Origin of the sequence: Methanococcus vannielii SB (assembly GCF_000017165.1) — an archaeon.
Classification (GTDB): Archaea; AGJL01; Methanococci; order Methanococcales; family Methanococcaceae; genus Methanococcus; species Methanococcus vannielii.
This window is the reverse complement of the sequence record NC_009634.1, coordinates 1,405,324-1,418,881: the sequence shown is the minus strand read 5'-3', so window position 1 is coordinate 1,418,881 and position 13,558 is coordinate 1,405,324. Positions and strand designations below refer to the sequence as shown.

13 protein-coding genes are annotated in these 13,558 nt (G+C 32.0%); 8 read left to right on the top strand and 5 right to left on the bottom strand.

Features of this window, described 5'->3' with window-relative positions; translation table 11 throughout:
* The 4 genes from MEVAN_RS07165 to eno form a co-directional block, all read right to left on the bottom strand.
* A complete protein-coding gene (locus tag MEVAN_RS07165; protein ID WP_012066197.1) occupies positions 1 to 858 on the bottom strand; it encodes a zinc metalloprotease HtpX in 858 nt (285 codons plus the stop codon).
* An 11-nt stretch (positions 859 to 869) separates the two neighbouring features.
* The gene (locus tag MEVAN_RS07160; protein ID WP_012066196.1) at positions 870 to 1,715 is read right to left on the bottom strand and encodes a pantoate kinase; all 846 of its coding nucleotides are present in this window, start codon (positions 1,713 to 1,715) and stop codon (positions 870 to 872) included.
* Between the two features lie 39 nt (positions 1,716 to 1,754).
* Positions 1,755 to 4,433, bottom strand: coding sequence for an alanine--tRNA ligase (alaS, locus tag MEVAN_RS07155; protein WP_012066195.1), 2,679 nt, complete (start codon positions 4,431 to 4,433; stop codon positions 1,755 to 1,757).
* 268 nt (positions 4,434 to 4,701) lie between these two features.
* On the bottom strand, positions 4,702 to 5,994 hold the full coding sequence (gene eno / locus MEVAN_RS07150) for a phosphopyruvate hydratase (RefSeq protein WP_012066194.1): 1,293 nt from the start codon (positions 5,992 to 5,994) through the stop codon (positions 4,702 to 4,704).
* A gap of 265 nt (positions 5,995 to 6,259) precedes the next feature.
* Between eno and MEVAN_RS07145 the strand changes: the two genes are divergently transcribed.
* The 8 genes from MEVAN_RS07145 (at position 6,260) to MEVAN_RS07110 (ending at position 12,960) form a co-directional block, all read left to right on the top strand.
* On the top strand, positions 6,260 to 6,538 hold the full coding sequence (locus MEVAN_RS07145) for a hypothetical protein (protein WP_012066193.1): 279 nt from the start codon (positions 6,260 to 6,262) through the stop codon (positions 6,536 to 6,538).
* Between the two features lie 112 nt (positions 6,539 to 6,650).
* Positions 6,651 to 7,391 carry a uroporphyrinogen-III synthase gene (locus tag MEVAN_RS07140; RefSeq protein ID WP_012066192.1) on the top strand — a complete coding sequence of 247 codons (741 nt, stop codon included), beginning with the start codon at positions 6,651 to 6,653 and terminating at the stop codon, positions 7,389 to 7,391.
* A 63-nt stretch (positions 7,392 to 7,454) separates the two neighbouring features.
* On the top strand, positions 7,455 to 7,970 hold the full coding sequence (locus MEVAN_RS07135) for a metallophosphoesterase (protein ID WP_012066191.1): 516 nt from the start codon (positions 7,455 to 7,457) through the stop codon (positions 7,968 to 7,970).
* A 209-nt stretch (positions 7,971 to 8,179) separates the two neighbouring features.
* On the top strand, positions 8,180 to 9,511 hold the full coding sequence (gene purD / locus MEVAN_RS07130; RefSeq protein ID WP_012066190.1) for a phosphoribosylamine--glycine ligase: 1,332 nt from the start codon (positions 8,180 to 8,182) through the stop codon (positions 9,509 to 9,511).
* 102 nt (positions 9,512 to 9,613) lie between these two features.
* Complete coding sequence (locus MEVAN_RS07125; protein ID WP_012066189.1) at positions 9,614 to 10,762, top strand: pyridoxal-phosphate-dependent aminotransferase family protein; 1,149 nt, start codon at positions 9,614 to 9,616, stop codon at positions 10,760 to 10,762.
* 115 nt (positions 10,763 to 10,877) lie between these two features.
* Positions 10,878 to 11,537, top strand: coding sequence for an inosine/xanthosine triphosphatase (gene yjjX, locus MEVAN_RS07120; protein ID WP_012066188.1), 660 nt, complete (start codon positions 10,878 to 10,880; stop codon positions 11,535 to 11,537).
* Positions 11,538 to 11,621: 84 nt separating this feature from the next.
* Positions 11,622 to 11,786 (top strand): 4Fe-4S binding protein, encoded by a 165-nt coding sequence (locus MEVAN_RS07115; RefSeq protein ID WP_012066187.1) that lies wholly within the window; start codon positions 11,622 to 11,624, stop codon positions 11,784 to 11,786.
* A 1-nt stretch (position 11,787) separates the two neighbouring features.
* Positions 11,788 to 12,960, top strand: a complete 1,173-nt coding sequence (locus MEVAN_RS07110) for an NAD(P)/FAD-dependent oxidoreductase (RefSeq protein ID WP_012066186.1) — start codon at positions 11,788 to 11,790, stop codon at positions 12,958 to 12,960.
* On the opposite strand, the gene MEVAN_RS07105 is transcribed toward MEVAN_RS07110, so the two are convergent.
* Entirely contained in the window at positions 12,952 to 13,506 is a 555-nt protein-coding gene (locus MEVAN_RS07105; RefSeq protein ID WP_012066185.1) for a S24/S26 family peptidase, read from the bottom strand. The two genes, MEVAN_RS07110 and MEVAN_RS07105, sit on opposite strands and share 9 nt — an antisense overlap.
* Between the last annotated feature and the right edge of the window lie 52 nt (positions 13,507 to 13,558).

The window sequence follows — 13,558 nt, the reverse complement described above, 5'->3', positions numbered from 1 at the left end:
CTATCTTAAATATTTAGGGTTGCTGGCCATTTCCATTAATCTTTTAACTCTTTCTTCGGTTGAAGGGTGAGTTGAAAATAACCGCATGAGGTTATCTGATTTAAAAGGATTTATGATAAACATGTGTGCTGTTGCAGGATTTCCATTTTTTAAAGGATTATGCCTTACGCCCTTTTCAAGTTTTGTTAATGCATTTGCAAGATATATTGGGTTTGAATATCTTGCACCGCTTTCATCTGCAGTATATTCATTCTGCCTTGAAATTGCAAATTGGATTACCATTGCAGAAATAGGTGCCAAAATCATGAATAATAATGATGCGACAATTTGTAATGGGTTTGCATCGTCATCCCTGCCGTATCCAAAAATCATTCCCCACTTAAGTATGTTTGCAATATATACTATTGCCCCTGCCATTGTAGCAACTATTGTGCCAATAAGAACGTCCCTATGCTTAATGTGGCCAATTTCGTGGGCCAAAACTCCTTCAAGTTCCTGTTCATTCAAAATATTTAAGAGTCCAGTTGTAACTGCAACTACCCCGTGCTTTGGACTTCTTCCGGTTGCAAAAGCATTTGGAGTATTATTATTAATTATTGCAACTTTTGGCTTTTTTATATTTGCTCTTTCTGAAATTCGTTCGACTATCCTTTGAAGTTCTAAAGCTTCATTTTCATTGAGCGTTTTTGCACCATAACTCATTAAAACTATTTTATCACTGTAAAAATAACTTATAAAGTTTGGTACTAATGCAAAAATTATTGCAAGGAGTGGATGGATTCCTAATATATAACATATTCCATAAATCATCCCTGTTAAACCTGCCATTAATATAAGCACTTTAACTGTTGACATCATAATTACACCCTTTAGCAGTAAATTTTACACACTACTGGTTTTGAAAGTATCGATAAAGCGTCGTTTAATTCTTCTTTTTTACATATGCAAAAAAGTGCATTTCCAAGCATTGCCTGAGATGCGCCAACCGTAAATTTTAAATCACTACATAATTCCAATACTTCATCAGATGCAAGTCCAGTATTTTTTGCAAAGTAATATGAAAGTTCCATAAAATTTTCAAGTGTTGGTTTATTTAACAATTTTCCAAGTAATTCATCCGATGTAGCGTTTATTTTTTCCACCCATTCAGAATTATTTATTATCGTATCAGTTTCTTTTTTTCCAAATATATCTACTAAAACATAATAGTCATTTAAATTATTAATTTTTATGCTTTCAACATTTATTGGAAAACCTGGGCCTTTTCGAATTACAAAGCCTTTTGTATGCTGTGCAATAACGTCCCCAAGTCCAGTATTACATCTAACTTCGGATTTATGTGAAATTTTTAAAAGTTCTAATTCAGTTAATAGTTCATTATTTTCAGTAAATTTCAAGTCGTACGCATTTTTAAGTTCATGTGCAGAACCAAGTGCGCAACAACCCGATGTTCCCATGCCGCAGCCCAAAGGAAAATCAGAATTATATAAAATATCATGTTTTAATTTTCCTTTTAAATCCAAATATTTTATAACGTCGTTTGAAGGACATAAATCTATTTTTTCGTCGTTAAAATAGACGTTTCCAGAACCATTAATAAGTTTTGTGGTCACTCCTTTGTTTAATGTGATTCCAGCACCAGTTGATCCGGTTTTTAGTAAATTTTCATGCCTAGTTACTTTGAAAAAGCCTGTAATGTGTGAGGGTATAAACATTTTAGCACCTAAATTATTAAAAAATAGAAAAAGAGTCTTTTATTGTTTTAAAAGTTCAAACGCTTTTTCCCTGATTTGTTCTTTGGATGTTGAATACTTTCCTTGGGCAAGATTTTCTTTTCCGCCACCTTTTCCAATTTTTTGAATTAATTCTTTCATGCTTATTTCGACATTTTCTCCTTTTTTGCACAAAATATAGTCGGTATCGTTCATTAAAATAACAATTTTACCATTCGTTGCAAGATTGTCTGCAATTGCCATCAATTCGTTTGAAGTTCCACTAACTTTTTCAACTAAAATTTCTAAATTACCGACTTTTTCGAATTTTTCTAAAAGTTCATACTTTAAAAGTTCACCAACTTTTTTCTGAAGTTCTTCAATTACCTTTTTTTGTTCCTTCCATTCTTCAAAAAATCGTTTAGCAGTTTTTGGAAGATTTTCAATTGGAACGCCTAAAACTTCTGCTGAATCCAGTAAAATATCTTCTAAAGCTGCAATCTCAAAAATTGAACCCATTCCAGTAGAATATTCAAGCCTTTCGACTCCGTCTTGAATTCTTTCAGTTTTTAAAACTTTAATGTATCCAATTTCAGATGTGTTGGTAACGTGTGTTCCACCACAAGCTTCAACATCAATTCCATCAATTTCAACTATTCTTAAGGTATCGCCAGGAACTACGCCGCCCTGATAAATTTTAAAGCCATATTCTTGTTCTGCATCGTTCCTATCCATGAATTTGCAAGTTACAGGTTTTCCTAAAAGGACTATTTCGTTTGCAATTTTTTCTATTTCCTTTATTTCTTTTCTTGATATTCTTTCATAATGGGTAACATCAAGTCTTCCTTTTTCAGTATCTACATTTGAACCAGTTTGCCATACGTGTTTTCCAAGAACCTGTTTTAAAGCTGCATTTATTACGTGGGTTGCAGTATGGTTTCGCATTAATTTAAGTCTATTTTCAAAGTTTAATTCCCCTTTTACAAGATTTCCTTCTTTAAATTTAGAAATATCTAATACTTTATGGAATACTATTCCATTCTTTTTCTGAACGTCAACAACATCAACGCCACTTATCTGTCCGATGTCGTATTTTTGACCGCCACCTTCTGCATAAAATACGGTTCTATCAAGAATGATATACTTATCGACAATTTTTAATACCTTAGCTTCAAATTCTGACTGCATTGTATTTTTAAAGAATAAAAGCTCTGTTTTTGGTAAATCAAGTTCTGGAAGTTCATGTTTTAATATAGCAACTTCTTCAGCTTTTTCTTCTTCATGTCTTTCTGCAACAATGGTGTAGAAATTGTCTGGAACATGTATTGAAATCTTTGTCTTACTTGTTTTATTTATCTCATCTATAATGTCTTTTACAATTTCTGGAGGAAGGCCGTTACTATCATATAAATTGATTAAGTCATTAAGGGTAATTTCTGACTTTAATTTTGTCATTCTTTCAACAATGCCCCTACCTTTGTTTACTGTTTGAATGTATTTTTTCTCTTCTGAATCAAGTACGTCCATAATATAGTCTTTCATACCTATAAGTTCAGGATATACTTCTTTCATACTTTCAAGTTGCATTAAAATAATTTCTTTTATTGAATAGGAAATTCCAACCTTTTCCATGTATCTTAGCGTTTTTCTCAAAACTAATCTTGCCAAATACCCTTCTTTTACGTTTGAAGGAACAATTCCATCACCAAACATGAATGAAAGACATCTTGTATGGTCAGAAATTGCATAAATGTATTCAAGAGGACTTATTAGCCTATCAAGTTCATTTACGTCCATTCCAATTTTTTCTGCAACTTTTTGCCTGAGTGCTTTTAAATCCCCGACATTTTCAATATCCATTAATCCTGCTAAAGTTGCACTTTCTGCCATAATTTTTTCGTCTACAATTGGAATATTTGCATTCTTCTTTAATTTTTCAATAATATCCGAAAATAGTGCTTCGTAAACAGTAGGGGTTCCTTGTGATGCCCATGCAAATCTTTCAATCCCGTATCCCGTATCTACTATTTTTAAGGGAATTTCCTCATAATTATTTCCAACTTTTTTATACTGCATAAATACAAGTGTTGCAAGTTCTACGCCGTGCGTAATAACTTCGTAGCACGGACCAGCGTTTCCACCGCCTTCCCACCAACTTTCAATAAATGTAATTGTATGTCCATCTATCCCTAATTTCTGCATTAATTCAAAACAGAGCTCAACGGTTTTATCAGTCCAATATTTATACTCATCTTTTGAATTAAAGGCATGGTGTGCCCCCATTGTAAAGCAGGTTAAGTGTCTTCCGGTTCTTCCAACGTTATCAATGTCATTTAGTCTTATACAGGGTTGGGTAATTACAAGCGGGTTTTTAACTGGCTTTACCAATCCATTTGTAACCCACGGCTGAAATACTGCAATTGATGCAATTGTTAGTAAAATATCGTCCCGCCATCTTTTTGCAATAACAGGTGACCGTTTAACTGGACTATGCCCACGTTCATCAAAAAAGTTTGTAAATTCTTTTACCATCTCATTATAAGTATACTTTTTAGTTGTAATCGGGTTTCCAATAAAAGAATATTTATCGCAAGGACTATCCCCACAAGTTATTCTTTCTTTATCTAATGTCCAAAACCACTGTTTGCATTCTGAACATTGTTTTCTCTCAAAATTCATTTCTTCAAAGAGTTTTACTTTGTAATCGTGAGTAATTTCCATTATAGACCACCGGTTAATAAAATTAACATGAATATTATTAGCGAGGATTTAACATTAATTTAACATTAGTATTAGCATGAAATATAATGATTTTAAAATAATATACATCTTTTATTTTTATCCTTTACTTAAAACCACAGGTTTTAAAATCATAATTTTAAAATCATAATTTAAATTTTTGTATGACTAAGTAAGTTTATTAAAAAAATAAAAAAATAAATATGGTAAAATAATTATAAACTTAAAGGCCAAGAATTTAAAAATTTAGTTAAAATGGAATTTTAAAGTTTTTTCCAGCGTATTTTGATATTTGAAGTTCTTCTTCAATTCTAATTAACTGGTTATATTTTGCAGTTCGTTCCCCCCTTGCAGGGGCTCCAGTTTTAATCTGGCCAGAATTTAATGCAACAGTTAAATCCGAAATTATTGAATCTTCCGTTTCACCACTCCTATGTGAAACGATTACGCCATATCCATTTCTTGATGCTAAATTTGCCGCATCAATTGATTCGGAAATTGTCCCAATCTGGTTTACCTTTAATAATAATGCATTTGCTGCATTCATTTCGATTCCTTTTTTAAGCCTATTTGTATTTGTTACAAATATATCGTCACCAATAATTTGAATTCCTTTTAATTCTTTTGTAATTTCTTTAAATCCTTCAAAATCTCCCTCAAATAAGGGGTCTTCAATTGAAACAATGGGGTATTTTGAAACCATATCTTTATAAATTTCAATTAATTTATCTGTTGAAAGTGATTCGCCTAAAACTACGTATGAATTAGTTTTTTCATCGTAAAATTCGCTTGCAGCGCTATCTAACGTAAATACTATTTCATTTTCATATCCTGCCCTTTTAACGCCCTCTAAAAGAACTGAAAAAGCTTCATCAATTGTTTTTACAGGAGGGGCAAATCCACCTTCATCCCCAATATTTACTGCATCTTTTCCGTATTTTTCAGAAATTACCTTTTTTAATGACTGGTATGTCTCAGCACACATTCTAACCGCATCTGAAAATGAATCTGCACCTATTGGCATTATCATAAACTCCTGAAAATCAAGAGCGTTTCCTGCATGCTTACCACCATTTAAAACATTCATCATTGGAACAGGCATTATATAAGAATTACACCCTCCAAGATATTTATATAACGGTAATGATGATGTATCTGCCGCAGCCCTTGCAACTGCCATTGAAACTGCTAAAATTGCATTTGCACCAAGATTTGCCTTATTTTCAGTCCCATCAAGGTTAATCATGATGTTATCAATTAATCGCTGGTTTCTTGAATCTTCACCGATTAATTCAGGTGCAATTATTTCGTTAACATTGCCTACTGCATTTAATACGCCTTTTCCACCGTATTTTTTGCCTAAATCCCTTAATTCAACTGCTTCAAAAGTTCCTGTTGAGGCCCCACTTGGAACTATTGCATGGCCATAACCCCTTCCAGCAGTCAGTACTTCTGCCTCAATTGTTGGATTACCTCTTGAATCTAAAACTTGTCTTGCCTTTATTTCGTAGATATCAAATGAATTATCCATGTTTTTTAACAAAATACCACCTCTAGTAAGTGTATAGATATTACAATAAAAAAAGATTAAATTAACGCTAAATCTTCAATAAAAAATATCATTTTAAGAAATATATAGTTTTCCATGATTGGATATTATATGCATTGATTTAAATGGAAATTTTAGTTTAACAGTATAACCAAAAATGGTTTAATTGATTTAAAATATTATCTAAATTCGTAAAAAAAGTTTTTTATAATTAAAATAATAGATGTAATTTGACGTTAAAAGCGCACCGGATGATAGTATGAAAGATATTAATAATATAATTGCCGTTGATGATAAAACAATTATAAACTCAATGGAAAGAGTATTTAAAGAAGAATTAACCGAAATGGAAGAAGAATTGAAAATTTTATATGCAAAATACGACGTTAATAATAGTAAACTTGTATTAGATAAAGTTTCGGCTGGAATATATATTGGAGAAGAAATTCTTAAGGATTTAGAAGATATGGAGTATTTTGAGGAAAACATAGAAAAATTAAGGGCATATCTAAGGGATCTTGCAATGAAAAAAATTTAAAATTATAGATAAAAAGAATAGATAACATAATTATATAACATTATTAAAAATGATTAAAAATGATTAAAAATGCATTAGTAGTTAAAAATAGATATTTAAGCATTGTGAAACTATGAAAGTTGTAATCACCCGTCCAATTGAAAAAGGAAGTAATTTTGGAGAAATACTTAAAAAAGAAGGATTTGAGCCCATATTAATACCTACTCTTGACTTGGTATTTAAAAACATAAATTTAAAAATCGACGATTATTCTTGGATTGTATTTACAAGTCCTAGAGGTGTTGAAGGCCTTCTTAAAAATCTAAGTTTAGAGGATGTTAAAAAGGTAACTTCAAAAAAAATAGGCGTAATCGGGATAGAAACTGCAAAAGAATTTAAAAACATTTTTGGAAAAGATGCAGATATTATTCCAAACTTATATACTGCTGAAAATCTTCTTTTAGCACTTAAAAAAGAAGTTAAAAGTCATGAAAAAGTTTTAATTCCGACAACGCCTTCAACAAGGGATGTATTAAAGGAAGGATTAAACGCAGAACTTGTTTTTGTATACTCTTCTGAAGAACCAAACGACATTGATAAAAAAATAGATGATTTAAAAAAGATAACTGCCAACGAAAACAAATCCGGCAGAAAAATAGTATTAACATTTACAAGTAGCCTTACTGCAAGGAATTTTTTCAAACATGTTGATTTAAGCTTTTTAGAGGTTTTAAAAAAACAGGAAGTCGTTTCAATTGGCCCAATAACTAAAAAAACCGTTGATTCATTTGGTTTTGACTCTAAAATGCACCCTGAAAACTACACTACTAAAGGCATGGTTTTTGTTATTAAAGGTTTAAGTTTAAATATCTGATTTTTATATTATATTTGCTTAATTTATTTTGTTGTTTAATATCGTTTATAATGGTGGTTTTTTATGAAACTTGGAATAATTTCGGATACTCACGATCACCTTAAAAATATAAAAAAGGCGATTGGAGTATTTAACAATGAAAAAGTTGATCTAGTTATTCATTGTGGGGATTTTGTATCCCTTTTTGTAATAAAAGAATTTAAAAAATTAAATTCTAAAATAATAAGCGTTTATGGAAACAATGACGGCGAAAAAGTCCTTTTAAAGGAATGGCTAAAAGAGATAGACCAAGATAACGAACTTGAAAACTATTTGAGTTTTGAAATTGATAGTTTAAGATTTTTTGTACTTCATGGAACTCATGGGCCAATTCTTGAATCAGTGATAAAGTCCAAAGAATACGATGTTGTAATTCATGGACATACTCACGAAAGCTTTTTTGATGAAGTAAACGGTATTTTAGTAATAAACCCTGGAGAATGCTGTGGATACCTAACTGGAAAATCTTCAATCGGGATATTAAATACGGTATCAAAAGAATACCAAGAAATTGATTTGGACGAAGTTTCAGAAATATAAATCATTTTTTAATAGTGATAAATATTTATAACTAATTACTCTTTTATTTTAAGCATTAGTTCAATAATAAACCGCAATACTTATTGTTAAAATAGAACTAGTGATGATTATTTGATAATATATCGTTATTTAAATAAATTTAACACGAAAAAATCGTATTTAAAAAATTTTTAAAGATGGAATTTAAAAAGGTTTACTTTGGTGATAGTATGAAAGTTTTACTTATTGGCGGTGGAGCACGGGAACACGCTATTGCAATGGCTTTAAAAAAAAATAGAAGTGTAGAACTATATACATTAATGAAAAATAAAAATCCGGGAATTTATGGATTGTCAAAAGAAGTATCATTTAACAATGAAACAGATATTGATAAAATAAAGGAATTTGCAGAAAAAATAAGGCCTGAACTTGCAATAATCGGCCCTGAAGCACCATTAGGAGTTGGCGCTGCTGATTTATTAACGGAAATGGGGATTCCAACAGTCGGTCCAAAAAAACTTCCTGCACAGATTGAAACCAGTAAAGAGTTCATGAGAAATTTATTTAAAAAATATAATATTAAAGGGTCACTAAAATACGCAGCTTTCAACGAATATGGAGAAAATCTAGAAAAATTCATTGATGAAATGACTGGTTTAGGAAAAGACGTTGTTGTAAAACCAGCAGGATTAACGGGTGGCAAAGGCGTAAAAGTTGTTGGTGAGCAGTTAAAAAATAATGACGATGCAAAGCTCTATGCAAAAGAAGTTTTTGAAAAAAGTATTGGTGGCGGAAAAATCATTGTCGAAGAAAAACTTGTTGGAGTTGAATTTACGCTCCACGGATTTGTTGATGGTGAAAATATAGTATTTATGCCCGCAGTTCAAGACCATCCTCATGCATACAATAACGATGAAGGGCCAATAACTGGTGGAATGGGTTCTTATTCATGTTCTAACCATAAATTGCCATTTTTACCAGATGATAAATTAGATGAAGCTAAAGAGATAATGAAAGAAACAGTAAATGCAATTAAGGCAGAAGTTGGACCATATAATGGGTTTTTATACGGCCAATTCATGCTTACTAAAGACGGGCCTAAAATTATAGAATATAATGCAAGATTTGGAGACCCTGAGGCTATGAATTTACTTCCGATATTAAAAACAGACTTTTTAGACGTTTGTTTTGGGATATCTAATGGAAATCTTGATAATATTAACATAGAATTTGAAAATAAAGCAACTGTTTGTAAATACGTGGTTCCAAATGGCTACCCGATATGCCCTGTAAAAAATAAAGAAATTTTGGTAAACAGTAACGAAATTGAAAAGGCAGGTGCAATTTTGTTTTATGCATCAGTTAATGAAGAAAATGGAAAATTAGTCATAACTGGCTCTAGAAGTGCAGCGGTTACTGGAATTTCTGAAAGAATTGAGGATGCTGAAAAAATCGCTCAAGACGCAATAATAAACTTTGAAGGCGAAATATTCTTTAGAAGCGATATTGGAACCAAAAAATTAATTGAAAAAAGAATTGAAAGAATGAAAGAATTAATTTAGAATTAAAAACTCCTGTAAGAACAATGTATATATAATAGAAATATATATCAAATTCCGTCGATATAATTGATTATGATTAAAACATTATTATAGAGGGATTTCATGAAACAGATGGATACTGAAAAGCTTTTGATGATTCCTGGCCCAACTGTCGTTCCGACCAGGGTATTAAACGTAATGGCATTACCAATTATAGGCCATAGAACAAAAGATTTTGGGGAACTTACGGAAGATACTGTTGACAAAATGAAGCAGGTATTTCAAACTAAGAACGAATCATACATCGTTACAGGTTCAGGAACTGCTGTAATGGATATGGCAATTGCAAACACTGTTGATAAGGGCGATAAAGTATTAAACATTGTAAACGGTGCTTTTGGAGATAGGTTTTATAAAATTTCATCAGTTTATAAGGCTGATGCAATAAAGCTTGAAAACGAATGGGGAGATTTAGCTGACCCTAATGCAGTAAAAGAAATTTTAGATGAAAATGAAGATATTAAAGCTGTAACAATAGTTCATAACGAAACTTCAAGCGGTGCTAAAAACCCTATTGAAGAAATTGGAAACGTCGTAAAAGACTATAACGCCCTATACATTGTAGACACCATTTCTTCACTTGGTGGGGACTATGTTCACGTTGATAAATTCAATATAGACATCTGTGTAACTGGCTCACAAAAGTGTATTGCAGCACCCCCCGGACTTTCTGCAATTTCAGTAAGTGAAAAAGCTTTTGAAGTAGTTAATAAAACAGAAACAAAATCGTTCTACTTGGATTTAAAAGCGTACAAAAAATCATGGGATAAAAATAAAGAAACACCCTATACCCCATCTGTTTCATTAACTTACGGGTTAAACGAAGCTCTTGAAATGGTTTTAGAAGAAGGCCTTGAAAAGAGATTTGAAAGACATGAAAAACTTGCAAAAGCTACCAGAGCAGGTTTAGAAGCTATGGGAATGGAATTATTTGCAAAAGAAAAGGCACGGTCAGTTACGGTAACATCTGCAAAGTATCCAGAAGGTGTAGATGACAAGAAATTTAGGGGATTACTTGCAGAAAAATATAACATAAGAGTTGCTGGCGGTCAAGCGGACTTAACTGGAAAGATTTTCAGAGTAGGCCATATGGGTTCAGCGAAAGAATACCATGTTTTAGGAACTCTTGCTGCAATTGAACTTGCATTTGAAGAACTTGGAATAAATGCAGACGGTGGAGTGTCTGCTGCAAAAGAAATGCTTTTAAAATAAAAACTTACTTTAACTATGTTTTATAAATATTTATAAAACGTCTAATAGCCGTTTAGCTGATTTTATTTTATATATTAATCTTATTTTTTTATATATCGAGTTTTCTGGTGATTTAATGTTTGAATCTAAATTTTGCGATATTTGCGGTAAGCCCGCAAGGGAATACCGTTTTGGAAGTTTGCTTTGCGGAGATGAAGCTTGTTTAGAAAATGCGAGAAGTGTTAGGGGGGGGCCTGCAGGACACAAATTAAGAGTTGTTTCTTTAGGAAGTGTTAATCCGGTAAAGGTACGTGCAACTGAAAACGCATTGACAAAAACTATCGGACAAGTTTTAATATCTAAAATTGATGTTCCAAGTTTAGTATCAAATCAACCGTTAGGATTTGAAGAAACGTTTAAAGGAGCATATAACCGGGCAAAAGCCGCTTTTGAAAGTGTAAATTCCGTTTTTGGAATAGGGATAGAAGCTGGAGTTATAGAAATTTTTGAAAAAAAACTGGATATTCACGTTTGTGTTATTTATGACGGCTTAAACTATACTGTTGGAACTTCCCAAGGTTTTCAGATTCCAAACGAAGTTATTAAAAAAATAGATGAAGGTTTTGAATGTAGTGATGCAATCTTTGAATTATATGGTTTTAAAGATGCCGGTAAAAAAAATGGGCTTATTGGATATTTAACTGACGATAATATTACTAGAGAAGGTTTGTGTGTTGAAGCAGTTACAATGGCAATGATTCCAAGGTTTAAGGGAAACTCAAAAATAAGGTTTTAAATAGGACGACTACCACAAACTAATAAAGATATTTTATTTTGGGGTTTTAACCTTAATAGTAATTACAATGTTAAAAGTGATACTATGAATGTAGATTACAACAAATGTGGCTACTGTGGAGCTTGTGTTGGCGTATGCAAAAGCATGGCAATTGAATTAATTGAAAATAAGATTATTATTTACGACGAAAAATGTAACAACTGTAAACTGTGTGCCGTAGTGTGCCCACTAAATGCGCTGGAGGAGTAACATGAGGGCTTTAGAAGAGAGTTATGATGTAGTTGTAGTTGGTGCGGGGCCTGCTGGTTCCATGTCATCATATAATGCATCAAAAAACGGGGCTAAAACACTTCTAATTGAAAAAGCACAGGAAATTGGAACGCCGGTTAGATGTGCAGAAGCAATTCCAAGAATTGAGTCTTTTGGAATCAATCCAAGTTCCGAATTTATAAGGTCGTATATTAAAGGTGCTTATTTAGTTGCACCAAACGGGAAAAAAATAACTGTAAAAGGCGGAAAAACAGACGGTTATGTAGTTGAAAGAAAAATATTTGATAAATTCCTTGCAATAAGGAGTGCTAAGGAAGGCACGAAAATTGCAGTTAAAAGTAGAGTTACAGGCCTTGAAAAAACAGAAGAAGGATATAACGTATTTGTAAACCATCTTGGAAAGGAATATACTGTAAAAACAAAACTCGTAATTGCTGCTGACGGCGTAGAAAGTACAATTTCAGAATATGCTGGTTTAAAATCAAAAAAGAACCATAATGAAGTGTGTTCATGTGCAGAATACGAAATGACAAATGTAAAGCTCTTAGATAACAACATGATGGAGTTTTATTTTGGTGAAATTTGCCCAAAGGGGTACATTTGGCTGTTTCCAAAAGGCGATACAGTAAATGTTGGAATAGGAATAATTGAAGGAAGTAAAAAAGCTATTGAATATTTAGATGACTTTTTAAGTAACCCTCTTTTAGAAGGGAGGTTAAAAAATGCAGTTCCAGTTGAATTTAAAGTTGGGGGTGACCCTGTTGGCGGCCCTATTAAAAAAACATTTAAAGATAATTTAATTGTTGTTGGAGATGCAGCAGGACATGTTAGTCCATTAACTGGGGGTGGAATTTCACTTGCAATGGATTGCGGTTTAATTGCAGGGGAAGTTTGTGCAAAAAGTATCTCTTCTAAAAATTATTCTGAGGAGTTTTTAAGTCAGTATGAAACACGCTGGAAAGAAAAACACTATAAATTCCTTATGAATGACTTAAAATACAAAACCATACTTCAAAAATTAAATGATAATGAGTTAAATGCAATTGCTGATTCAATTCCTGAAAATTTAGAGGAAGTTGATGTTGGAAAGCTTGCAATAAAAATCGTTAAAAAAGCACCTTCATTATTAAAATATTTTAAAGAATTAATTTAATTCTTCTTTTCCTTTTTTTTTCTTTTTTTCTTTTTGGTAGTCATAATAACTCCAGACTAAAAATATTATCAAAAACCAGTAGACATTTTCCTTTAAGATTAGTGAAATGTGTCCTAGATATGGAATTACAAATGGATTTTCGTTTATTATAATTACTCTTTGCCTTACCTGGCTTTCCCTTATAAGTTCTGGATCATATGTTGGGTTATTATCTCCTTTAGTAATAAAATAACGGTTACCTTGGTTATCATCCCATATATCGATAACCCTATGAATTACAGGGGTTGTCTTTGAGTATCTTGAAATTACTGGAAGCGTATATATAATTCCGCTCTTTTTACTCTCTTCATAATAGTCCAATTCTCTCCCATTTATTGTTAAACCTTGATTTATTACATTGTTTTCGTTTGCATTTGTCCAGTGGGCAGAATAAACTATAATATCTCCTATTTCTATATCACCGGTTTCAAACTCGAACATTCTATTTTCAACCACTACAAAGTCGCCCCTAGTCATTACTGGAACCATACTGTCAGATACAATCACATTTACATGTGTCCATACTAAAAGAAAGACAACTAAAAAAACTGTCCATTCA